Annotated in this window: 17 protein-coding genes and 2 pseudogenes; 9 read left to right on the forward strand and 10 right to left on the reverse strand. The window is 66.8% G+C overall.

Going from position 1 to position 23,728, the window contains the following annotated elements:
• The coding region (locus ACLP9N_RS19895) for an HNH endonuclease signature motif containing protein (RefSeq protein WP_442409028.1) at nt 1-1,322 on the reverse strand (1,322 nt) is incomplete at its 3' end.
• Between the two features lie 201 nt (nt 1,323-1,523).
• On the opposite strand from ACLP9N_RS19895, the gene ACLP9N_RS19900 reads away from it, so the two are divergent.
• Nucleotides 1,524-2,669 (forward strand): metallophosphoesterase family protein, encoded by a 1,146-nt coding sequence (locus ACLP9N_RS19900; protein WP_442409029.1) that lies wholly within the window; start codon nt 1,524-1,526, stop codon nt 2,667-2,669.
• A gap of 44 nt (nt 2,670-2,713) precedes the next feature.
• On the opposite strand, the gene ACLP9N_RS19905 is transcribed toward ACLP9N_RS19900, so the two are convergent.
• On the reverse strand, nt 2,714-3,898 hold the full coding sequence (locus ACLP9N_RS19905; RefSeq protein WP_442409030.1) for an RNA-guided endonuclease InsQ/TnpB family protein: 1,185 nt from the start codon (nt 3,896-3,898) through the stop codon (nt 2,714-2,716).
• Between the two features lie 98 nt (nt 3,899-3,996).
• On the opposite strand from ACLP9N_RS19905, the gene ACLP9N_RS19910 reads away from it, so the two are divergent.
• The 3 genes from ACLP9N_RS19910 (at nt 3,997) to ACLP9N_RS19920 (ending at nt 9,583) form a co-directional block, all read left to right on the forward strand.
• Nucleotides 3,997-6,627, forward strand: a complete 2,631-nt coding sequence (locus tag ACLP9N_RS19910) for an AAA family ATPase (protein ID WP_442409031.1) — start codon at nt 3,997-3,999, stop codon at nt 6,625-6,627.
• 51 nt (nt 6,628-6,678) lie between these two features.
• Entirely contained in the window at nt 6,679-8,265 is a 1,587-nt protein-coding gene (locus ACLP9N_RS19915) for a GMC family oxidoreductase (RefSeq protein ID WP_442409032.1), read from the forward strand.
• A gap of 64 nt (nt 8,266-8,329) precedes the next feature.
• On the forward strand, nt 8,330-9,583 hold the full coding sequence (locus ACLP9N_RS19920; protein ID WP_442409033.1) for an alpha/beta hydrolase: 1,254 nt from the start codon (nt 8,330-8,332) through the stop codon (nt 9,581-9,583).
• Between the two features lie 166 nt (nt 9,584-9,749).
• Here ACLP9N_RS19920 and ACLP9N_RS19925 read toward each other — a convergent pair whose 3' ends face one another.
• Genes ACLP9N_RS19925 through ACLP9N_RS19940 form a run of 4 tightly spaced genes read right to left on the reverse strand, consistent with a single transcriptional unit; the run spans nt 9,750 to nt 15,255 of the window.
• Nucleotides 9,750-11,453, reverse strand: a complete 1,704-nt coding sequence (locus tag ACLP9N_RS19925) for an ABC transporter family substrate-binding protein (RefSeq protein ID WP_442409034.1) — start codon at nt 11,451-11,453, stop codon at nt 9,750-9,752.
• Entirely contained in the window at nt 11,446-13,296 is a 1,851-nt protein-coding gene (locus ACLP9N_RS19930) for a dipeptide ABC transporter ATP-binding protein (protein ID WP_442409035.1), read from the reverse strand. Before ACLP9N_RS19930 ends, ACLP9N_RS19925 begins: the two co-directional genes overlap by 8 nt.
• On the reverse strand, nt 13,293-14,228 hold the full coding sequence (locus ACLP9N_RS19935; protein ID WP_442409036.1) for an ABC transporter permease: 936 nt from the start codon (nt 14,226-14,228) through the stop codon (nt 13,293-13,295). Before ACLP9N_RS19935 ends, ACLP9N_RS19930 begins: the two co-directional genes overlap by 4 nt.
• A 49-nt stretch (nt 14,229-14,277) precedes the next feature.
• Complete coding sequence (locus ACLP9N_RS19940; protein WP_442409037.1) at nt 14,278-15,255, reverse strand: ABC transporter permease; 978 nt, start codon at nt 15,253-15,255, stop codon at nt 14,278-14,280.
• 155 nt (nt 15,256-15,410) lie between these two features.
• On the opposite strand from ACLP9N_RS19940, the gene ACLP9N_RS19945 reads away from it, so the two are divergent.
• Nucleotides 15,411-15,902, forward strand: a complete 492-nt coding sequence (locus ACLP9N_RS19945) for a beta-class carbonic anhydrase (protein WP_442409038.1) — start codon at nt 15,411-15,413, stop codon at nt 15,900-15,902.
• Nucleotides 15,903-15,920: 18 nt separating this feature from the next.
• Here the strand turns inward: ACLP9N_RS19945 and ACLP9N_RS19950 are convergent.
• Nucleotides 15,921-16,357 (reverse strand): annotated as a pseudogene (locus tag ACLP9N_RS19950) (PaaI family thioesterase).
• Between the two features lie 59 nt (nt 16,358-16,416).
• Here ACLP9N_RS19950 and cysD point away from each other — a divergent pair.
• From cysD to ACLP9N_RS19965, 3 genes and pseudogenes are all read left to right on the forward strand, one after another.
• A pseudogene (gene cysD, locus ACLP9N_RS19955) lies at nt 16,417-17,408 on the forward strand (sulfate adenylyltransferase subunit CysD).
• Nucleotides 17,408-19,264 (forward strand): adenylyl-sulfate kinase, encoded by a 1,857-nt coding sequence (cysC, locus tag ACLP9N_RS19960; protein ID WP_442409039.1) that lies wholly within the window; start codon nt 17,408-17,410, stop codon nt 19,262-19,264. The pseudogene cysD and the gene cysC overlap by 1 nt, the downstream one beginning before the upstream one ends.
• 40 nt (nt 19,265-19,304) lie before the next feature.
• Nucleotides 19,305-19,790, forward strand: coding sequence for an Rrf2 family transcriptional regulator (locus ACLP9N_RS19965; RefSeq protein ID WP_442409051.1), 486 nt, complete (start codon nt 19,305-19,307; stop codon nt 19,788-19,790).
• Here the strand turns inward: ACLP9N_RS19965 and ACLP9N_RS19970 are convergent.
• Nucleotides 19,787-20,182 carry a VOC family protein gene (locus ACLP9N_RS19970; RefSeq protein ID WP_442409040.1) on the reverse strand — a complete coding sequence of 132 codons (396 nt, stop codon included), beginning with the start codon at nt 20,180-20,182 and terminating at the stop codon, nt 19,787-19,789. The two genes, ACLP9N_RS19965 and ACLP9N_RS19970, sit on opposite strands and share 4 nt — an antisense overlap.
• Before the next feature lie 123 nt (nt 20,183-20,305).
• The gene (locus ACLP9N_RS19975; protein WP_442409041.1) at nt 20,306-20,728 is read right to left on the reverse strand and encodes a VOC family protein; all 423 of its coding nucleotides are present in this window, start codon (nt 20,726-20,728) and stop codon (nt 20,306-20,308) included.
• Between the two features lie 60 nt (nt 20,729-20,788).
• Here ACLP9N_RS19975 and ACLP9N_RS19980 point away from each other — a divergent pair, with 60 nt between their 5' ends.
• Nucleotides 20,789-21,667, forward strand: coding sequence for an LLM class flavin-dependent oxidoreductase (locus ACLP9N_RS19980; RefSeq protein ID WP_442409052.1), 879 nt, complete (start codon nt 20,789-20,791; stop codon nt 21,665-21,667).
• On the opposite strand, the gene ACLP9N_RS19985 is transcribed toward ACLP9N_RS19980, so the two are convergent.
• Nucleotides 21,664-23,379 carry an NAD-binding protein gene (locus tag ACLP9N_RS19985; protein ID WP_442409042.1) on the reverse strand — a complete coding sequence of 572 codons (1,716 nt, stop codon included), beginning with the start codon at nt 23,377-23,379 and terminating at the stop codon, nt 21,664-21,666. The genes ACLP9N_RS19980 and ACLP9N_RS19985 overlap by 4 nt on opposite strands.
• Nucleotides 23,380-23,728 lie beyond the last annotated feature (349 nt).

Consider the following 23,728-nt stretch of genomic DNA (forward strand, 5'->3'; position numbering starts at 1 on the left):
TCCGGGTGGTGGAAGCTGTTGGTGCGGGGTTGCCCGTAGTCCAGGTGCGGTGGCGGGATCCACTCGGTTTCGCCGTGGGCGTTCTTGCGGGTGGTCCAGGTAGTTTCGGCGAGTCGGTTGTCAGGTCCGCAGGTCAACGTCAGTTCGTTGATGTCGGTGCGACCGGTGGCCGCCCACCCGTTGACGTGGTGGACCTGGGTCCAGTAGCCGGGTACGTCACAACCAGGTTTGGTGCAACCACGGTCCTTGGCGTACAGCATGATTCGCTGTCCCGGGGAGGCCAGGCGTTTCGTGTGATACAACCCCACGGCTTTACCGCCCTCGAAAATCGCGAGGTAATGATGCGCATGGCCGCCCATGCGGATCACGTCGGACATGGGCAGCAGGGTGCCAGCAGCGGTGAGGCCACGGCCGGCGGCGGCTTCGAGGTCGGTCAATGTGGTGGTGACGATGACGGTGACGGGTAGTCCGTTGTGCTGGCCCAATTCTCGTGACATCAGCAGGCTGCGTAGGCCGGCGAGCAGACCGTCATGTTTGCGCTGGGCCTGGCTGCGGCTGTCGCGCTGCGCGGAGTGCTCGGGTGCCGGGCCGTCTGCCACGGGCATCGGGTCGTCGGGGTTGCACATGCCCGGCGCAGCCAGTTTGGCCAGCACCGCGTCTAATGTGGCCCGCAGTTCGGGGTTGAGGTAGCCGGCGATGCGTGACATGCCGTCGAATTCCTGCTCACCGATGACGATTCCGCGCCGTCGCGTCCGGTCTTCGTCGGTGAAGGTGCCATCCGGGTTGAGGCAGTCCATCAGCACCTTGCCGTATTTGGCCAGCTCGTCGGGGCGATATTGGCCGGCTTTGCGGGCCAGGTCGGCTTCGGCGGCCTGCCGGGTGAACACGTCCACACCCTCGGGTAGTTGAGCGAAGAAGCTGCGGATTACTTTCACATGTCCCTCGCCGAGGATGCCGTCGCGCTGGTTGGCTGCCGTCGCCGTCAGCTGCGGGGCCAAGGGCTCACCGGTCAAGGCGCGGCGCGGGCCCAGGTCTTCGGCTTCGGTCACCCGGCGACTGGCTTCGGCGGGGCTGATCCGTAGCCGGTTGGCCAACGCGTCCCGCAGTTTGCCGCCGAGCTCCTCTGGGTCGGCCTGCTCGGCGAGCTGATTGATCAACGCGTGCCCCGGCACCGGGAGCCGGCGAGCCGCGCGCTCGAGGCGCTCCAGAACCCGCAGCCGCTCCGGGGTCGTCAACGCATCAAACGTCAGCTCACACAGCTCCTCAACGGCAGTGTCCACCCGGTCGAGCACCGTCACCATGTGATCCCGATCCGAACGCATGTTCGAATACTACGACGGCACCCCGACACAATGCCCGCGGTGATACCTCTGAAGCCAAAGTGATGCAAGTGATTTCAGTGGTCAACGACGCTCGCCGCGGCGATCCCGCGCCGAACCTGCCGAGCAAGGTCCCGCGACTTGTCGCCGACCCGACCTACACTCGCGATGCCTCGACAGCCACACTCCTCAGAAGGGATCGGGATGCGATTCGTGCACACCGCCGACTGGCAGCTGGGCATGACCCGCCACTTCCTTGCCGGCGACGCCCAGCCACGGTATTCGGCCGCCCGCCGCGACGCGGTGGCCGGACTCGGCGCGCTGGCCGCCGAGGTGGGCGCCGAGTTCGTCGTGGTGGCCGGTGACGTCTTCGAACACAATCAGCTCGCGCCGCAGGTCATCGGCCAGTCCCTGGAAGCCATGCGCGCCATCGGCATTCCGGTTTACCTGTTGCCGGGCAATCACGACCCGCTGGACGCGTCCTCGGTGTACACCAGCACGCTGTTCACCGCCGAATGCCCGGACAACGTCGTGGTGCTCGACCGCAACGGCGTGCATCAGGTGCGGCCGGGGCTCGAGATCGTTGCCGCGCCATGGCGTTCCAAGGCCCCCACCACCGACCTGGTCGCCGAGGCACTCGATGGCCTCGAACCGGGGCCGGCGACCCGGGTGCTCGTCGCGCATGGTGGCGTCGACGTGCTCGACCCCGACCGCGACAAACCCTCGCTGATCCGGCTCGCCGCGCTCGAAGGTGCGCTGGAAAGCGGTGCGCTGCATTACGTGGCGCTGGGCGACAAGCATTCGCTCACCCAGGTCGGTGGCAGCGGTCGGGTGTGGTACCCCGGCTCGCCGGAGGTCACCAACTTCGACGACGTCGAATCCGACCCCGGCCATGTCCTGGTCGTCGACGTCGACGAAAGCGACCACGCCGTCACCGTGACGGCAAAACATCTAGGCCACTGGCGGTTCGTCACGACGCGCCGGCAGGTCGACACCAACCGCGACATCGCCGACCTGGACATGAATCTGGACCAGATGACCGACAAGGAACGCACCGTGGTGCGGCTGGCGCTGACCGGCTCGTTGACGGTCACCGACCGCGCCGCCCTGGACGCCTGCCTGGACCGATACGGACGGTTGTTCGCCTGGCTGGGGCTCTGGGAACGCCACACCGACCTCGCGGTGGTGCCCGCCGACGGCGAGTTCACCGACCTCGGCATCGGTGGGTTCGCGGCCGCCGCGGTCGAGGAGTTGGTCGCCGCGGCACGCGCGGACGACGCCGAAGCCGCCGTCGACGCCCAGGCGGCGCTGGCGCTCTTGCTGCGCCTCGCCGATCGGGGCGCGGCTTGACGTCCCCCGCCGGCTTGCGCCGGTGGATTACAACCCCGTCTCGCCTAGGGAGCGGGAGAACTGAGTTGAGGTTCACGGTTCGCAGACCGGCTAGTGCCGAGGTCTTCCCGTGCTGTCACCGCCCGTCCGGCGGCGATGTTGCGTGCGGCGTTGACGTCGGCATTGCACGGTCCCGCGTTGCAGGCGACGCACTGGAAAACCGCTTGGCTCTTGCGGTTTTCGGGCGCGATGTGCCCGCAATGGGAGCATTGCTGCGACGTATACGCTGCCGGGACGAACTCAATCCGCCCCCGGGCCTTCTGCTTCAGCCGAGCTACCAACAGGCCCCACCCTTGGCGGCTGATCTCACGGTTGAGGCTCCGTTTCTGCGCGACGCGGGTGCCCGGGCATTCAGCAGTGCCGCGCGCCGAGCGGGTCATCGCGCGCACCTTCAAGTCCTCGACTCTGATGGTGTCGAAGCGGCGCGCCAGATCGGTGGTGGTCTTTTCCACCCAGTCGCGGCGGCGATCTGCTTCACGGGCGCGCACCCGCGCAATGGCCAGCTTCGTTCGTGCACGCCGGTTCGACCCGCGTTGTGCCCGGGCGAGGCGCCGCTGCAAGCGGCGCAGCCGCTCGGTTTCTCCAGCACTCAGTCCAGGAACGCGCAGCAGCTCCCCGCTGGACAGCGCAACCGAGACCGCCACGCCGCGATCGACACCAACGACGCTGCCGTCATCCGGTCCCGCGACAGAGTCAGGGATAGCAGCAAAGGCGATGTGCCAGCGCCCCGAGCGATCCAGAGTGACTCGGTAGGACTTCACGGTGTCGGCGATGGTGCGGGTCCACCGGAAGCGCACCCCCCCGACCTTGGGTATCCATACCTGCCCATAGCGGCGGCTCAGCCGCTTGACATGGCGCAGTTTGAGTCCGACTTGCCGGAATCCCTCATGCGCGCCGGCTTTGCGCCACGTCGGTTGACGGTGGGTGCCGTTGAAAAAGTTGCGCATCGCTTGGGCGAAGTCTCGCAACGCCTGCTGCTGGACGGTCTGCGACCCGGCTGCCAACCAGTCGTATTCGGCGCGGGCCGCAGTCAACTCGGCACATTGCTCGTTGTAACCGGGCGCTCGGCGACCGGGCTGCCAGTGCCGCTGCTGCTCCACGGCCAGATTCCACACAAACCGAGCGTGGCGACAGTGTTCGGCCAACGCCGCCGCCTGCTCAGGGCTAGGAAGCAACCGAAACCTGCACACATCAACAAGCTAGGCAGCACCACCGACAACCTATCGAAGGGAAGGAGGCGGCGTTTCCTTGCCCAGCTAAAGCCGAGGTTTTCCACGCCGCAAGTCTCATGAAGCTGCATCGGCTCGTTCTGACGAATTACCGCGGCATCGCGCACCGGGAGATCGAGTTTCCCGACCGCGGCCTGGTGGTGGTCTGCGGCGCCAACGAGGTCGGCAAGTCCTCGATGATCGAGGCGCTGGACCTGCTGCTGGAATCCAGGGACCGGTCGACGAAGAAGGAAGTCAAGCAGGTCAAGCCGACCAACGCCGACGTCGGTTCCGAGGTCTTTGCCGAGATCAGTAGCGGCCCTTATCGTTTCGTTTATCGCAAGCGCTTTCACAAGAAGTGCGAGACGGAGTTGACGGTACTTCAGCCGCGCCGCGAGCAGCTGACCGGCGACGAAGCGCACGAACGCGTCCGAGCGATGCTGGCCGAAACGGTGGACAACGATCTCTGGCATGCGCAGCGCGTGCTGCAGGCCGCATCGATCGCCCCCGTGGACCTGTCCGGGTGTGACGCGCTGTCGCGTGCGCTCGACGTCGCCGCCGCACAATCCGACAGCGACGCGGCGCTGTCGGGCACCGAGCCCGTGCTCATCGAACGGATCGACGCCGAGTACGCGCGCTACTTCACCGCGACCGGACGTGCGACGGGGGAGTGGTCGGCCGCAATCTCCCGACTGGCCGACGCCGAGGCGGCGGTGACGGAGTGCGCGGCGGCGGTCGCCGAGGTCGACGATCGGGTGCGTCGCCACGCTGTCCTCACCGAGCAGGTCGCCGAGCTGTCGCAGCTGCGGCTTGCCGCCGGCCCCCGGTTCGCCGTCGCCCAGGCGGCCGCCGACAAGATCGCCGCGCTCACCCGGCAAGCGCGGGAAGCCAAGCTGGTCGCTGACGCCGCGGCCGCGACCAACGCCGCGTCGGCCGCCGCTCACACCGGGCGGTTGCGGCTGGTAACCGAAATCGAAACTCGCGCAGCAACTATCGCTGCCCTCGAGGCCGAGGCGCAAGAGGCCGTCGACGCGCAGTCGGCGGCGCGCGCCGACGCCGAGGCCGCCGATGCCGCGGTCGAGGAGGCCACCGAAGTCCTCGCGGCTGCCCAACGCCGGGTCGAAGTCGCCCGGCGCACAGTCGACCGGCTCGCCGATCGCGAGGAGGCCGACCGTTTGACTACGCGGCTCGACAGGATCGACACCATCCAGCGCGACCGCGACCGGATCTGCGCGGAGTTGTCCGCTAACACCCTCACCGAGGAGCTGCTGGCGCGAATCGAAAAGGCCGCGGCCGCGGTCGATCGCACGAGCGACCAGTTGGCGTTGATCTCGGCGGCGGTGGAGTTGACCGCCGCCACCGACATCGAGCTCGCCGTCGGTGATCAACGGGTGTCGGTGCCCGCCGGCCAAAGCTGGTCAACCACCGTCACCGGTGCCACCGAGGTCGAGGTTGTCGGTGTCGTGACCGCCCGTGTCACCCCCGGCGCGACCGCGCTGGGCGTTCAGGCGAAACACGTTGCAGCACAAGAAGAACTAGTGGCTGCCCTGGCAGCCGCCGACCTCGCCGACCTTGCTGCGGCCCGACGCGTTGACCAGCGGCGCCGCGAACTGCAAAGCAGCCGCGACCAATTGAGCGCCACCCTGGAAGGCCTGTGCGGCGACGAGCAGGCAGACCAACTAAGCGGGCGACTGGCGCAGTTGCGCGCCGTCCAGTCGCCCGAACCCGATCTCAGCACGACCGACGGCACCGAAGCCCGTGCCGAACTCGACGCGGCCGAGACCGCTCGCGCGGCCGCGGAAGCCGAATGCGCGACATGTCGTCAGACCGCAACGGCCGTGGCCACAAGGCTCACCGAGACATCCACTCGGGCAACGGTTTTACTGAACAACGAGGCAACTCAGCGCGTCGAACTCGACAAGGCGACCGAGCAGCTGGCTCTGGAGCGCATGACCGTCAGCGATGAGGACCTGGCGGCGGCGGCCGAGGCCGCGCTGGGGGACGCGCAAACCGCCGGGCGGCGGGCCGGCGAGCTGGCCGATGAGTTGGCCGCCGCGGCGCCGGACGCGGTGGCCGCCGAATTGGCCGATGCCGCCGCGGCGGCCGAGTCGCTACGCGAGCGCTACGAAGAAGGCTCCCGGGCGCTACGCGAAATTAGCATCGAACTCTCGGTCTTCGGAACCGAGGGCCGCCAAGGCAAGCTCGATGCCGCCGAGAGCGAGCGTGAGCATGCCGCCGGTCAGCACGCCCGGATAGGCGGCCGCGCCCGCGCCGCCGAGCTGTTGCGGTCGGTGATGACGCGCCACCGCGGCACCACCCGGTTGCGTTACGTCGAGCCCTACCGCACGGAACTGCATCGGCTCGGTCGCCCGGTGTTCGGGCCCAGCTTCGAGGTCGACATCGACAGCGATCTCTGTATCCGCAGCCGCACCATGGAGGGCATCACGGTGCCCTACGAGTCCCTATCCGGTGGGGCCAAAGAGCAGCTCGGCATCCTGGCCCGGCTGGCCGGCGCGTCGTTGGTCGCCAAGGAGGACACCGTGCCGGTGGTGATCGACGATGCGCTGGGATTCACCGATCCCGACCGGCTGGCCAAGATGGGCGAGGTATTCGACACCGTGGGCGCGCACGGCCAGGTGATCGTGCTGACCTGCAGCCCCGACCGTTACGACGGCGTCAAGGGTGCGCACCGCATCGATCTGACCGGTTAGCACTCGGCGCTCCCGCGCGCGTCTTACACTCACCCCGAATGGGGTTACGCGATGAATGTTGAGTGCGACTACCTAGTCGTCGGTACCGGCTCGGCCGGCGCGGTCGTGGCCAATCGGCTCAGCGCCGATCCGGCCACCGACGTCGTGGCCCTCGAGGCGGGCCCGCCCGACAACAACAGATTCATTCGGATCCCTGCGGCCTTCAGCAAGCTGTTCCGCAGTGAGTGCGACTGGGATTACCTCACCGAACCGCAGAAAGAGCTCGACGGTCGCGAGATCTACTGGCCGCGAGGCAAGACGCTGGGTGGCTCGTCGTCGATGAACGCGATGATGTGGGTGCGCGGCTTCGCCGCCGACTACGACGAGTGGGCGGTGCGCGCCGGCCCGCAGTGGTCTTTCGACGAGGTGCGCGGGTACTTCCGCCGCATCGAGAACGTCACCGCCGCCTGGCACTTCGTCAGCGGCGACGACAGCGGAGTCACCGGCCCGGTGCACATCTCCCGTCAGCGCAGCCCGCGACCGTTTACCGCGGCCTGGCTGGCCGCCGCGCGCCAGTGTGGATTTCCCGCTGCGCAGCCGAATTCCCCTGCACCGGAAGGCTTCTGCGAGACGGTCGTGACGCAGCGGCGAGGCGCCAGATGCAGCACCGCCGACGCCTACTTGAAGCCGGCGATGGGCCGCGACAACCTCAGCGTGCTCACCGACGCCACCGCGACCCGAGTCGTCTTCGACGGGACACGGGCCGCCGGCGTGGAATACCAGCGCGACGGTCAAACATGGGTGGCCACCGCCCGCCGCGAGGTCGTGCTCTGCGGCGGTGCCGTCAACAGCCCGCAGCTGTTGATGCTTTCCGGTATCGGCGATCGCGAACACCTGGCCGATCACGGCATCGATACCGTCCACGACTCGCGCGAGGTGGGCCAGAACTTGATCGACCACCTCGTCGCGGTTCTGGGCTTTGCTGTCGGCGATGGCAGCTTGTTCGCCGCCGAAAAGCCCAAGGAACTCGTCAATTACCTGCTGCGGCGCCGCGGCATGCTCACCTCCAACGTCGGCGAGGCGTACGGATTCCTGCGCAGCCGACCGGAGCTGGCGCTGCCCGACATCGAGCTGATATTCGCGCCGGCGCCGTTCTACGACGAGGCGCTCGTGGAGCCGGAGGGGCATGGTGTGGTGTTAGGGCCCATCCTCGTCGCGCCGGAAAGCCGCGGCCAGATCAGGCTGCGGTCCGCCGATCCGCTCGCCAAGCCGGTCATCGAACCGCGTTACCTGTCCGATCCGGGCGGCGTGGACCGTGCGGCGATGATGGAAGGGCTGCGGATCTGCGCCCGGATGGCCGAAGCTCCCGCGCTGAAGGACCTGCTCGGTCCGATCGCGCGGCCGCGGGACTGCACCGAGCTCAACGAGGCCACCCTCGAGCGGGCCCTGGCCACTTGCGCGCACACGCTGTATCACCCGCTGGGTACCTGCCGGATGGGCAGCGACGAGGCGAGTGTGGTGGATCCGCAGCTACGGGTCCGCGGGGTCGAGGGCCTGCGGGTGGCCGACGCCTCGGTGATGCCCAGCACGGTGCGCGGGCACACGCATGCCCCGTCGGTGCTGATCGGGGAGAAGGCCGCCGACTTGATCCTTAATTGATCCTGCGTGATTTGGGGACCGCTGCGCGGTCTCGACAGAATGGGGCCATGGTGGGGCGATACCAATGACGATGAACGCCAAACGCCGCCGGGTCCACGACAAGCTGGCGGGACTGCCGGGCGTGCGGCCGATACGCCGGCCGGTCTCGCCGGGCAGCGCGGACGAGTTCGATCTGTACTACGTGCGCACCGGCCGCAAATCCGCGCACCCGCTGGTGATCCTCACCGGAGGTCCCGGCGTGGGGTCCATGCGCGTGTACAAGGGATTGCGCCGGCGCTTCGCGGTCGCCGGTCTGGACGTCATCATGATCGAGCACCGGGGAGTGGGGATGTCGCGCCACGACGACTCCGGCGCCGACCTGCCGCCCGAAGCGTTCACTGTCGATCAGGTCGTCGACGACGTCGCCGCTGTACTCGACGACGCTCGCGTGGACTCAGCCGTCATCTACGGCACGTCGTATGGCACCTACATCGCGGCGGGACTCGGCGTCCGCCATCCCGATCGGGTGTGGGCGATGATCCTCGATTCTCCGCTGCTGTCGCGGGACGACGTCGTCGACGTGCGCGACGCCATTCGCGGGCTGCTGCTCAAGGGCGACGATCCGGAGACCGCCGCGCTGGCGCCCAAGGTTCGCCGGCTCGTCGACGAAGGTGTGATGACCGACGCGGGTGGTCAGGTCGCCGCGAGACTGTACGGCTACGGTGGGGCCGCTCTGCTCGACCGCGAACTCGACTTGTTGCTCGGTGGTCGAATTGTGTTGTGGCGGGCCCTGCTCCAGTTCGCCACCATCCTGACCCGCACGGCGCCGTACCGCTTTGAAGCCGACTTGGTCAACCGGATAGCGTTCCGCGAACTCGATTACGCCCCCGAACCCGACGGTCTGCCGCTCGACCCGGCCGCAGCGTTGCGTGAAATCATGCCGGAGACAGCCGCTTTCGAGGCCGAGCCGTACGACCTGGTGGCCGAGATGCCGAAATTCGCGTGGCCCACGGTGGTGATCTCGGGTGGCCGCGATCTGGTCACACCGCGCGCCGTGGCTGAGCGCATCGCGTCGCTGGTGCCCAACTCGGTGCTGGTGAAGTTGCCGACACTGGCGCACGGCGCGCTGGACTCTCATGAGCCTGCCGCCCTGGCCATTGCCGGCGCGGTGTGCCGCGGTGAGCTCGACGGGCTTGCCGACCGGGGGCCGGCGCTGGACGCACTCCCGCCGCGCCCGGCCATGCGTCTGATCTGCAAGGCGCTCGACGTGGCGGTGACAGCCGAGGCTGCGCTGCCGGCGCCGCCGCAACGCCTAGTGCGCCGGCTGGCCGCAACCTGACCGTAAAGCCACCGTCCCCGCCATAGGCGCACAATCGAAACCCTATGCGCACACTCGAAACAGCGGTTTGTCGCGCTGAGGTGGACAAAACGTTAAGTCCTTCCGCGCGGAGAAGCATGCCAGAAGTGACTACGCGTGCACCGTCCCCCACAAGCCGCAGCGCCGATCAGCTCCGCACGAATCCGATTGCCATGTAATCTACGTCGGCCAGTCCGAACGCGCCGTAGTTGGCCAGATCGCTGCGCACCGCCCTGTTGCCGGGCGACTGGAACAGCGGCAGGTTGAAGCCTTCCTGCCAGAGCATCGTGTCGACCTCGTTGGCCAGCGCGCGCGCCTTGTCCGGGTTCAGCTCGGACAGCGTCTGATCGATCTTGGCGTCGATCTCGGGGTTTCCGATTTTGCCGAAGTTACTGTCGCCGTCGGAAGCGTAGATCTGCGGCAACGCCGATAGCGGGAAAGCGGCACCCACCCAACTGAACTGAGTGATGTCGAAGTCGCCGGGGCTCACGTACTGGCTGAAGAAGCCGTTGCCGGACTTGGGATCGAGTTGCAGCTTCACACCGATCTGCGCCAGGTTTTGCTGAGCGACCAGGGCGACCTGCCGGTTCGATTGCGCGTCGAAGAAGACGTCGCGAACCACCAACGGCCGGCCGTCCTTTTCCCGCACAGATCCGTTGAGCTTCCAGCCCAGTGCGTCCAAGTCCTTGCCGGCCTGGTCGGGGTTGTAATCGGCTGGCGCGCTGTTGTTTTGGTAACCCAACTGTCCCGCGACGTAGATATGATTGTTCAGCGGCGCCGGATGGTCGGTCAGGCCGTGTTGCACGACATCGACGATCGCTCGGCGGTCGATGCCTCGGCAGATCGCCAGCCGTATCCTCTCGTCGGCCATGATGGATCCGGGTGCGCCGTTGAAGGTGAAGTGGGCCCAGGTCGGTGTCGGGGCGCGCCGGATCACGATTCCAGCAGTGCGCTGGGCGGTGACCATGTCGTCGAGGGTGCTCACACCGGCGGCGTCAATGTCCTTGTTCTGCAGGGCCGGTATGACGGCGGAGGGGTCGAGGACCAGGAACGTGATGGAGTCCAGCCGAGGCTGGCGGCCCCACCAGCGCGGATTGCGGGTGAGCACGATGCGCTGTGCGGGCCTGTCGATCCTGGACACGACGAACGGCCCGGCCGACGGGCCGGGCGCGTCGAGCTGACCCTTGTTGAAGACGTCCGGGTTCGCGGTCATGCTCCGCGGCTGTAGGCCGCCGGCGAACATCGCTTGCCACTCGGCGTACGGCTCGGCGAAGGTGACCACGGCCTGACGATCGTCAACGCCCCTGGTCACCGATTTCACGTGATCGAAACCGGCCTTGCTGGCGATCAAGAACCGCTTGTCGCGCCCGCTGCACGCGTCGACCAGCGACTTGAGGTCTTCCCAGGTGAGCGGGGATCCGTCGTTCCAGGTTGCCTTCGGATTGATGGTGTAGGTGGCGACCTGGGGGTTGGTGCCCGTCAACTCGGCGCCAGTGAAGTAGTCGGTGTTGAGTTTCAGCGACCCGTCGGCCCGGGTGATGAACGCTCCCGGCAGCGTCGGCGAAATGACGTCCCCGGTATCGGCGCTGTTGCCGTCGATGTTGAAGGTATTGAAGTTATCCGGGAATGATGACAGTGCCAGCCGCAGGTTGCCGCCGTCACGCAGGGTCGCCGGGTCCCGCGGGTTGATGTCACTGGTGCTGCCGACTCGCGCAGCATGCGTGTCCGGGAGATCCTGATACCCGCTCGAGCAGCCGCTGACGACCAGAGCCAATACCAGAACCAAGACCAGCGCCAGCAGCGCAAGCGGGCGAACCGTCCGCGGGCGCGTCACCCGCACGATGTTAACCATCGGCGACATCGCGGTGCGCCCGTGGAACAGCGGCCAGCAGCTGCCGGGTGTACTCGTGCTGCGGATTGGTGAACACCTGATCGCCGTCGCCCTGCTCGACGATCGCTCCCCGGTACATCACCGCCACCCGGTGCGCCAGGTGCTTGACCACCGAAAGATCATGCGACACAAACAGATAGGACAATCCGAAATGTGCCTGCAAATCCAGCAACAGGTTGATGATGCCCGCCTGAATCGACACGTCAAGCGCCGACACCGGCTCGTCGAGCGCGAGAATCTTCGGCTGCAGCGCCAGTGCCCGCGCGATGCCGATCCGCTGCTTCTGCCCGCCGGAGAACTCGGCGGGATAGCGGCTGGCGTCGTCGCGGTCCAGACCGACGATCGCCAGTAGCTCGGCCACCCGTTCCTCGCAACGCGGCCTGCCGAACCCGTTGGCGACCAACGGTTCTGCGATGATGTCGAACACCGGGAGGCGGGGGTCCAAAGAGGCCACCGGGTCCTGAAACACCTCCTGCACTTCGGTGCGCAGCTGTCGCCGGGCGGCCGCGTTGAGCGTGGCGACGTCGGCGCCGAGGACCTCGATGGAACCTGCCTCGGGTTTGGCGAGCTCGAGTATCTGGCTGAGCGTCGTGGATTTGCCCGAACCGGATTCGCCGACGATGCCCAGGGTGCGACCCTGCTCCAGGGTGAAGCTGACACCGTCGACCGCCCGCACCTCGCCGACGCGCCTGCGAAATACCGCGCCCTTGGTGAGCGGGTAGGTCTTGCTGACGTCGGTGACTTGCAGCACCAACTGCGGTTCACCCGCGGCGCTGTCGATCTCCTCTGGTTGCGTTGACACACCGAAGATTTCGGCTGCGCTGCGCCCCGCGACATCGTCGGTGCGGATACAGGCCACCCCGTGGCCGTCGCCGACGGCAACGAGATCGGGTTCCGCCGAACGACATTCGTCGATCACCAGCGGGCAGCGGGGGGCGAACGGACAGGCGCCGGGCGACAGCGATGACATCGTCGGCGGCGCGCCCGGGATCGGAATCAGCCGAGTGCCCTGCGGGGCGTCCAGGCGTGGCACCGACCCCAGCAGCCCAACGGTGTAGGGCATCCGACGGTCGCGGTAGAGATCTTCGACGGTGGCGACCTCGACCCCCCGCCCGGCGTACATGACCATTGCCCGGTCGGCGAACTCCGACACCACACCCAGGTCGTGGGTGATGATCAGCACGCCGGCGCCGGTGACGTCGCGCGCGGTTCGCAGCACGTCGAGGATCTGGGCCTGCACCGTGACGTCCAGCGCGGTCGTCGGTTCGTCACAGATCAGCAGATCGGGATCATTGGCGATCGCGATCGCGATCACCACCCGCTGGCGCTCACCCCCGGACAGCTCGTGCGGAAATGCCCTCGCGCGGGTGGGCGCCTGCGCGATGCCGACCAGCTCGAGCAGCTCGATGGCACGCTTGCGGGCATCCGCCCGGCGGACGCCGGGGTTGTGCACCTCGATGGCTTCGGCTATCTGGTCGCCGATGGTGTACACGGGGGTCAGGGCTGACATCGGGTCTTGGAATATGGTGCCGATCGACTTGCCGCGGATCCCTGACATGGCCTGGTCGGACAGCCCGAGCAGTTCCTCGCCGTGCAGGCGCACCGATCCCGACACGTCGGCGTATTCGGGCAGCAGTCCGATGATGGCCATCGCGACAGTGCTTTTGCCCGAACCGGATTCGCCGACGATGGCGACCACTTCACCCGAATCGATGTGGTACGTCGTGCCGCGCACCGCGGACACCGCGACGTCGCCCGTCTCGAAAGTGACGTTCAGATCCGTCACCTCTAGCAGCGCCGTCACTTCGGCTCGCGCTTCTCGCGGCGGCGTGGCTTGCTACGGGGATCCAATGCGTCGCGCAGGCCGTCGCCGGTGAGGTTGGCGCACAAGACGATCAGCACCAGGGCTCCGGCCGGGAACAGGAAGACCCACGGGAAGGTGGTGGCCGAAGGAGTGCCGTCGGCGATCAGCGTCCCCAGCGACACGTCGGGTGGCTGAACACCGAATCCCAGGAAGCTCAAACCGGTTTCGGCCAGGATCGCGAATCCGACGTTGAGCGTCGCGTCGATGATGAGGATCGAGGCGACATTCGGCAGGATGTGATGCATGATGATGCGGCGGCTGGATACCCCCATATACCTTGCCGCACGGATGAATTCGCGCTCGCGCAGGCTCATGGTCAAGCCGCGTACCATCCGGGAGCTGACCATCCAGCCGAATGCCGCAAGCAGCACGATGAGCCACAGGACGCTGCTCGACTGTCTGGTGCGGGGCGTGATGATGACGATCAGCAAAAAGCCCGGCACCACCAGCAGCAGGTCCACCACCCACATCAGTGCCCGGTCGCGCCAGCCGCCGAAGTAACCGGCAACCGATCCGACGGTGGCGGCGATGCTGGTCGAGATCAGTGCCACACAGACTCCTATCAGCATCGACTTCTGCATTCCGCGTAGGGTCCGTGCCAGCAGGTCCTGACCGAGCGCGTTGGTGCCGAACCAGTGCTCGAGCGACGGTGGCTGCAGCAGCGCGCCGTAGTCGAGGTGGTTGTAGTCGTAGGGGAGTAGTGGTGGCAGCGCGTAGCAGCCGATGAACCCCAGCACCAGCAGAACCCACGCCACCACCCCAGGCCTGTTGCGAATGAACCGGCGTATTACCAGGTTTCGCCGCGACGTGAAGGCGGCCGGGTCGACGCTCGACCGGGCGGGCTCAGCGACCGGGGCAGCTTCGCGGCTCATTGGCGCCGCTCCTCCTCATCGCTTCGCTCTGCATCGTCGCCGGCGCGCGTCATGCCACCCGCACCCTCGGGTCAAGCACCGCATAGAAGACGTCGGACAACAGGCCGGCGAGCAGAATCACCAATGCGGTAAACAGCGTGATGGCCGCGACGACGTTGGTGTCCTGTGTCGAGATGCCCAACACCACCCATTCGCCCATGCCGTGCCAGCCGAAGATCTTCTCGACGAATATCGCGCCGACGACCAGCCCGCTGAGCCCATAGGCGAACAGAGTGGCGAGCGGAATCAGCGCGGTGCGCAGGCCATGTTTGAACAGCGCACGCCGGCGGGTCAGACCTTTGGCGCGCGCGGTCCGGATGAAATCCTCGCCCAGCACGTCCAGCATGGCGTTGCGCTGGTAGCGGCTGAAGCTCGCGATCGCGCCCAGCGCCAGGGTCAGCGTCGGCAATATGAGGTGTTGGACGCGGTCGATCAACTGGTCCCACACTCCGCCGGGCGGAACCGGTGACGTCTCACCGGTGTAGAGGAACATCCGGACCCCGGTAAACGTGTTGACCCGGAGCGCGGCCAGGATGAGCATGCCTGCCAGCACAAATGACGGGATGCTCAGGGTGACCAATGCCAGCACGGTGATGACGCGGTCGCTGAGCCGGTACTGCCGGATGGCTCCCCAGGCCCCCACGATGACGCCGATGATGGTGCCCAGCACCGAACCGGTCACCACGAGCCGCAGGCTGATCCCGATCCGGTGCCACAGCTCCCGGGAGACCGGGTGACCGGTGACCGTCGTGCCGAAGTCGCCGTGCACCACGCCGGAAACCCATTTCGCGTACCGGATGGGTATGGGTTTGTCCAAGCCGAGCTGAGCGGCTTTGGCGTTGATGAGCTCTTTGGTCGGCGTCGGGTGGCGCTGGATGTAGCTGTCCAGCGGATGGAACGTCACGGAGGCCAGGCAGAAGGCCAAGAATGACGCCAGCACCAGCAGCACGATGTAGTTGAGGAACCGGCGCGCCAGAAAACGGATCATGCCTCACCACCGCGCCGCATCAGGACAGGTTAGCGAGCCCTCCGGTCGGTTGCCGCCGCACCGTTGTGATCGAGCTGATTCACACGGGTGAAATCGGGGCGGCCGGTTGATACGATCCGACACCGCGATACCCCTGCATCCAAAAGGAGAGTGGCGTGACGGTTACCGATGACTACCTGGCCAACAACGCCCAATACGCGAGCAACTTCACCGGGCCGCTGCCCCTGCCGCCGAGCAAACACGTCGCGGTCGTCGCGTGCATGGACGCCCGACTCGACGTTTACCGCATCCTCGGGCTCGACGAGGGCGAAGCCCACGTCATCCGCAACGCCGGCGGGGTGGTCACCGACGACGTCATCCGCTCGTTGGCCATCAGCCAGCGCCTGCTCGGGACGCGAGAGATCATCCTGATCCACCACAGCGACTGCGGAATGCTGACCTTCACCGACGACGACTTCAAGCGCAGCATCCAGGATGAGACCGGGGTCAAGCCGCCGTGGGCGGCCGAGGCGTTCCCCGACCCCGAGGCGGACGTCCGGCAGTCGCTGCGCCGCATCGAGAACAGCCCCTTCGTCACCAAGCATGTGTCGGTGCGCGGCTTCGTCTTCGACGTCGCCACCGGCAAGCTCATCGAGGTCACGCTGTAGCTTGCTGCCGAGCAGACCTCAGCCCACCTTGTAGGTGGCGAGGGCCTTGGCCAGCAGCCTGCCCTCCGGGTCGACGATCTCGGCCTCGCAGTTGACCAGCGAGCGGCCGCGCCGCAGCGCCCTGCCCACTCCGATCACATCGGTCGCGCGGGCCGGCGCCATGAAGTCCACCGTCATCGACACCGTCACGCCCCTCAGCTCGGGGGGTGCATCCGCGCCGCACCAGGCCGCCGCCATGACGGTCAGATCGGCAAGGGTGGCGATGGCGCCGCCATGCACCATGTCGCCGGCGGTGGCGTTGGACGGATCCCACGGCAGCCGCAGCCCCACCTCGTCGTTTGCGAGCCGATCGGCTGGAGATATCGGAGATCCCCAGCTTGGACTACGAACGGCGATTGGGGGAGGAATTCCGCGATGACGTCGCGGCCGCTGGACGGTTCGGAAGTGCTAGCCATCCGTCCATGCTTCCGCACGGGCATTTCATTGACAGCGGCGGAACAGCCTGGTTCTATATTTGACAATGACCATAAACATGACCAGTTCTACCAGAATTATCTGAATTCCGGTAAGGAAGCCATGACCACTGATCTGACGGCGGCCCCCGCGGCCGGCCAGTACGAATTGAGTCACCTGCGCTCGCTGGAGGCCGAGGCCATCCACATCATTCGGGAGGTGGCCGCCGAGTTCGAGCGGCCGGTGCTGTTGTTCTCGGGCGGTAAAGACTCCATCGTCATGCTGCACTTGGCGCTCAAGGCATTTCGGCCCGGGCGGCTGCCCTTCCCGGTGATGCATGTCGACACCGGTCACAACTTCGACGAGGTCATCGCCACCCGCGATGAGCTGGTCAAAGAGTCCGGGGTGCGCCTGGTGGTGGCGTCGGTGCAGGAGGATATCGACGCCGGCCGGGTCGTCGAGACCATCCCGTCGCGCAACCCGATCCAGACCGTGACGTTGCTGCGGGCCATCCGGGAGAACAAGTTCGACGCGGCATTCGGCGGGGCGCGGCGCGACGAGGAGAAGGCGCGCGCCAAGGAGCGGGTGTTCAGCTTCCGCGACGAGTTCGGCCAGTGGGACCCCAAGGCCCAGCGGCCGGAGCTGTGGAACCTGTACAACGGGCGCCATCACAAGGGCGAACACATCCGGGTCTTTCCGCTGTCCAATTGGACCGAGTTCGACATCTGGTCTTATATCGGAGCCGAAAAGGTCACGTTGCCGTCGATCTACTTCGCGCACCGGCGCAAGGTGTTCAGCCGCGACGGGATGTTGCTGGCGGTGCACCGGCACCTGCAGCCGCGCGCCGACGAGCCGGTGTTCGAGGCGACGGTGCGATTCCGCACCGTCGGGGACGTCACGTGTACCGGATGTGTGGAGTCTGCCGCCGCGACCGTGTCGGAGGTGATCGCCGAGACCGCGGTGTCCCGGTTGACCGAGCGCGGGGCGACCCGGGCCGATGACCGGATCTCGGAGGCCGGAATGGAAGACCGCAAGAGGCAGGGCTACTTCTGATGTCTGCATCTACTACGATGTTGCTGCGCCTTGCCACCGCCGGCTCCGTCGATGACGGCAAATCCACACTCATTGGGCGCCTGCTCTACGACTCCAAGGCCGTGATGGAAGACCAATGGGCCGCGGTGGAGCGAACGTCCAAGGAGCGCGGGCACGAATACACCGACCTGGCTCTGGTCACCGACGGCCTGCGCGCGGAGCGCGAACAGGGCATCACGATCGACGTTGCCTACCGCTATTTCGCCACGCCCAAGCGGAAATTCATCATCGCCGACACCCCGGGCCACATCCAGTACACCCGCAACATGGTGACCGGTGCGTCCACCGCTCAGCTGGTGATCGTGCTGGTCGATGCCCGGCAAGGCTTGCTGGAGCAATCGCGCCGGCATGCTTTCCTGGCGTCGTTGCTGGGCATTCGCCACCTGGTGCTCGCGGTCAACAAGATGGACCTGATCGATTGGGATAGAGAAAGATTCGAGTCGATCCGAGACGAATTCCACGCCTTCGCCGCCCGCCTCGATGTACAGGACGTCACCTCCATCCCGATGTCGGCCCTGCACGGCGACAACGTGGTTACCAAGTCGGACCGGACGCCGTGGTATGACGGGCCGGCGTTACTGTCGCACCTCGAAGAGGTCTACATCGCCGGTGACCGCAACCTGGTCGACGTGCGGTTCCCGGTTCAGTACGTCATCCGGCCACACACCCTCGAGCACCAAGACCACCGCAGCTATGCGGGCACCGTGGCCAGCGGAGTGATGCGCCCAGGCGACGAAGTGGTCGTGTTGCCGATCGGCAAGGCCACCCGGATCACCGCGATCAACGGACCGAACGGCCCAGTGCCAGAAGCATTTCCACCGATGGCGGTGTCCATCAGCCTCGCCGACGATATTGACATCTCGCGCGGGGATTTGATCGCCCGCACCAACAACCAGCCCAGGGTCGCGCAGCAATTCGACGCGACGGTGTGCTGGATGGCCGACGGCACCGCCCTGGAGCCCGGCCGCGATTACGTCATCAAACACACCACCCGGACCACCCGCGCACGGATCACCGCGCTGGATTACCGACTCGATGTCAATACCCTGCACCGCGACAAGAGCGCAACGGCGCTGAAGCTCAACGAACTCGGCCGCATTTCGCTGCGCACCCAGGTGCCGCTGCTGCTTGACGAATACACCCGCAACGCCAGCACCGGCTCGTTCATCCTCATCGACCCCGACACCAACGGAACGGTGGCGGCGGGCATGGTGTTGCGTGACGTTTCGGCGCACACGGCCAGCCCCAACACCGTGCGACACCAATCACTGGTGACCGCCCAAGACCGGGTGTCCCGGGGCACGACGGTGTGGCTCACCGGCCTCTCGGGCGCCGGCAAGTCATCGGTGGCCATGCTGGTCGAACGCAAGCTGCTCGAAAAGGGCTTGCCCGCTTACGTTCTCGACGGCGACAACCTGCGGCACGGCCTCAACGCCGACCTAGGCTTTTCCATGGCCGACCGGGCCGAGAACCTGCGCCGGCTGGCGCACGTCGCGACACTACTCGCCGACTCGGGCCAAATCGTGCTGGTGCCGGCGATCAGTCCGCTGGAAGAGCACCGCGCCCTGGCTCGTAAAGTCCACGCCGACGCGGGATTTGGCTTTGTCGAAGTATTCTGCGACACCCCGCTGGTGGAGTGCGAGAAGCGCGACCCGAAGGGGCTGTACGCCAAAGCGCGCGCGGGTGAGATCACGCACTTCACCGGCATCGACAGCCCCTATCAACGGCCGAAGAATCCGGACCTGCGACTCACCCCGAACCGCACCATCGACGAGCAGGCGCAACTCATCATCGACCTGGTGCAGTCGCGACACTAAGCGCAAGCCCGCGCGGGCTGCTGGTGGCAGAATGCGCAGAATGCGGATGTCGGCCAAGGCGGAGTATGCGGTGCGGGCGATGGTCCAGCTCGCCACGGCTCCGAGCGGCACGTTGGTCAAGACCGACGACTTGGCGCATGCTCAGGGCATCCCGGCCCAGTTTCTTGTCGACATCCTGACGAACCTGCGCACCGATCGCCTGGTGCGAAGCCACCGCGGCCGCGAGGGTGGCTACGAACTGGCGCGTCCGGCGACCGAGATCAGCATCGCCGACGTGCTGCGCTGCATCGACGGCCCGCTGGCCAGCGTCCGCGACATCGGCCTTGGCGACTTGCCATATTCCGGGCCCACCACGGCCCTGAGCGACGTATGGCGGGCGCTGCGCGCCAGCATGCGGTCGGTGCTGGAGGAAACAACCCTGGCTGACGTCGCCGCCGGCGCCCTGCCCAAGCACGTCGCGCAGCTCGCCGGTGACTATCAGGATCAGGAGAGCGTGCGACACCATTCACCGCGCGGCGGTGACTAACCGCCCGAGCCCGAGCCGTAGGGCCGGGTGAGGATCTCCATGGAATGCCCGGAGGGATCCGGGAAGTACACCCCGCGGCCGCCGTCGCGGCGGTTGATCTCGCCGGGTCTCTCGGCAGCCGGGTCCGCCCAGTGCGGCAAGCCGCGCGATTGGATCTTGCCGTAGATCGCGTCGAACTCTTCCTCGGAGACCAGGAAGGCGTAGTGCTGCCGCCGGATCTCTTCGCTTTCGGGGATGTCGGCATAGTCGAGACTGGCGCCGTGGTCTAGTGCGACAACCATGAAGCGGCCGAATGGCTTCGGGGTCGGCAGGTCGAAGAGTTCGGCGAGAAACTGCGCGGATTCCTGTTTGTCGCGTGCCGCGACAATGGTGTGGTTGAAGCTGATGGTCATAGTTCCTTTCACTCAACCACTCCAGCGACCGTCGCGCGAGCGTGCGTGTTCGTACGACGGCACGCCGCAGACGCTGTCATTTTGCGCACGCTCGCGCGGTGGATCACGGTGGATCACGGTGGATCACTTAGGCGCCGTGAGTTCCAGGGCGATGTTGTCGGGGTCGCGGAACTCCAGGATGTATGACGGCCCAATGTCTTTGATCGTTTCGTGATAGACCCCGACTTCGTCGAGATGTGCGGCGGCGGCATCCAATTCGTCCTTGCTGGCCAGCCGGAACGCGATGTGGTCCAAGCCGGCGCGATTCTCGTCGAAGCGGTCGGTGGCCACCGGGCGCAGCCCGAGCAGGGTGCCACCGAGGTCGTAGATGACCCCGCCGTACAGGAAGCTCAACTGGTCGCGGGTTTTCTCGTCAGCATTCTCGGGGACCTCGATCAGCACTGGCCAACCGAAGACGCTCTCGTAGAACTGCCGTGATCGTTCGATGTCGGTGACGGTGAGGCGGACGTGCGCGACGGACGAGCTGAGGATGCTCACCCAGTCCATGCTGCCACTCCGCCGCGGGCGAGTCGCCCGCATGCCAGAATCGCCGTCGTGCAGGTGGCAATGACCATGCCGGTGATGGAACCGGATCTGGACGCGACGGTGCTGCGGGATTGGGCCCGTGCGATCGACGAGGGACCGTTCTCGTCGCTGTGCTGGGGCGAGCGCATCGCCTTCGACAACCCCGACAGCCTGACGCTGCTCGGTGCGCTGTCCGCCTGGACCGATCGGGTGCGGCTGGTGACCACGGTGATCGTGCCGCAGCTGCACGACCCGACCATGCTGGCCAAGGCGCTCGCGACCGGAGACGTGCTGTCCAGCGGGCGGTTGACCGTGGGGATCGGCGTGGGCGGGCGGCATGAGGACTACCGCGCCGTCGGCGCCGACCTGGGCACCCAGACGATGCGTGGCATGGCCGACCGCGTGGCGGTGATGAAGCGGGTGTGGGCCGGCGAAAAGCTCACCGACTCGGTGCTGCCGGTCGGGCCGGCGCCGATTCAGGCCGGCGGGCCGCCACTGTTGATCGGCAGCATCGGGCCCAAGACCATCCGCAGCGCCGCGGCCTGGGCCGACGGAGTGGCGGGCGCCGCCCTTGACCTCGACGTCGCCAAGCAGAACGAGTTGTTCGACGTGGCGCGCGCCGCGTGGGCGGGGGCCGGCAAGCCCCGGCCCCATCTGGCGACCTCGTTCTGGTTCGCGTTCGGGCCGCACCAACAGGCCCGCGCCCAGATCCATCGTCATCTGCGGCGCTACATGAACTGGATACCGGCCGAGTACGTCGACGCGATGGCGCCGACGACCGGGTGGGCCGGCAGCGAAGACGAGTTGGTGGCGGTGCTGCGGAAATTCGCAGAGATCGGCACCGACGAAATTCAGCTCATCCCAACCAGTTCAGACCTCGACCAGCTGCGGCGCGCGGCCGACGTGGTCGACGGGTTTTAGGCCCAGCGGGGCTCGTCACCGGTGTCGGCCTGCTCGGGCGGCTGTCCCTTGCGCAGCGTCGCCAGCAGCTCGCGATACGGGCCGACGACGTAGACGGTGTCGCCGCCGCGCAGCCGGGCGTCGCGGCGCGGGTGCAGCTTGACCGGCGCATCCTGTCGGGTGATCGCGATGACGCGGGTTTGCGTGGACAGCTCGAACATCTGCAGCCCGTCGAGCTCACTGCCGGCGGCCACACGCATCCCGCCGACCATGAAGGAGCGCTGCTCCACCGAAAACGTGCCCAGCACCTGCAGGCCCATCGCGGCGCCGATGAACCAGGGTGCGGCCAGCTCGACGGTCGACCGCACGTTTTCGAACCCGAACCGCTGCGCCACCGCGGCCCCCAGCGCACGGTCGTAGACCCGTAGCACCAGCGGAACGTCGGGCCGGACGACCTCGGGCATCACCCGCGGACCCAACATCTCCCGCAGCACGATCCCGGTCTCGATGTTGACCATGTCGTCCTGGGTCAGCACGGCCACCGCGCGGGCGTGGTCGACGCGGGCCGCTTCCAGCGTCCGGCGCAGCGTCGCGTCGCCGAAGATCACCGGCACGTCGAGGTCGTCCGCCGTCGACAGGAAACGGTTGTTCGGGTCGCGCTCGATCACCGCGACGTCATGTCCGGCGGCGGTCAGGTCACTGACGACGCGGCTGCCGAACGAGCCCAGGCCCACGACGATCACGTGGTTGCGCAGGTGGCGCGCCCGCCGGCGTCCGGCCGAGTGGGCGAAGCGCCGGGACAGCAGCAGATCGGCGATGAACGCGACGAGGACCGCGGTAGTGAGCACGCCGGCGAACATCAACATGATGGCGAATAGTCGCAGCCAGGTGTGCTGGCGGAGGAAGCTGAAGTCGCCGTAGCCCACGGTCGCGATTGTTTCGGTGGTGAAGTACAACGCGTCGATCCACGTCATTCCCGGGGGGCGCTGATAGGCGAAGCGCAACAAGATCGTCGAACCGACCAGCAGAAGCAGCGCAGCGGCTATCGCGCGCAAGAACATCGGGTTGATGTCGCTGCGCAGTGTGAATACGGTGTCGAGCACTCGCCGCACCCACGGCGGGCGTGTGCGCGTTCCGGTCCGGCGCGGGATCTTGATGCCGCGGGCGGTCAACTCATCGGCGGTACCGATCAGCTCCGCCCAATCACCGGGATACACCCGCAGATCCCGGCCCGGGCACGCCATCACCAGGCCCGGTTCGGGGGAGTTTTCGCCGCGAATCACCGCCACCGGCGCCAGATCTCCGTAGATCTCGCGCAGCGTCGCGGCGCGCGGTGCCTCGGTGCCGGAGACGACGAACTCGATGCCGGCCGCCTCCAGCGGGTGCGCGGTGTGCGCCAGACACGCCTCCACGACAGACGGCGCCGCAAGGTCGGCAACGTCGAGGATGGCGCCGGGTCCGTTATCGGCGGCCACCGCCCCTCGCAGCACGTCATTGGCCAGCCGCGCGACCACCCGCACTCTCGGATTGGCTTTCCTTGCCAGCAGAGCGATTTCGAGATTCATCGCGTCGTCGTCGCCGACGCAGATGACGGCAAGCGCGCCGCTGACCCCGGCGTCGGCGAGCTCGGCGGCGGTCGCGACCTTGACAATGCTCGCGCCGGCGCTGTTCAGCTCCGCGACTATCGTCGTCGCCAGTGAGTCGTCACCGCTGACGATGATGTGCTGGTGCATGGTTAGGTACGTTTCGCAGCAATTGATGTCGCTGTTGTCATGGTCTCGGCCGTTCCACTCGTTTCTATGACTATCAGATACCCAGCCGATTGATACCACCGAAACACCCGGCGCCCGAAAGTCGTGAATTGCTGCGATGGACGGCGCAAACGTAACGTAGATTTCCCGCGACGCCCGGCGCGCACCAGCGGAAAGCCGGGGGAGGGGGGGCTTCCTGTGTCTTTTCTCCCGGTACACCCGTGAGCCGACAGCGGACAGGGGAGATTTCGGTGGACAGTGAGCCGCCGGAGTTTGGCTGGACTGGATCAATGTCCTCGGGACAATGTGGGACGCGTTGACCGAGATGACA

It is taken from the genome of Mycobacterium sp. (assembly GCF_052144515.1).
Lineage (GTDB): Bacteria > Actinomycetota > Actinomycetes > Mycobacteriales > Mycobacteriaceae > Mycobacterium.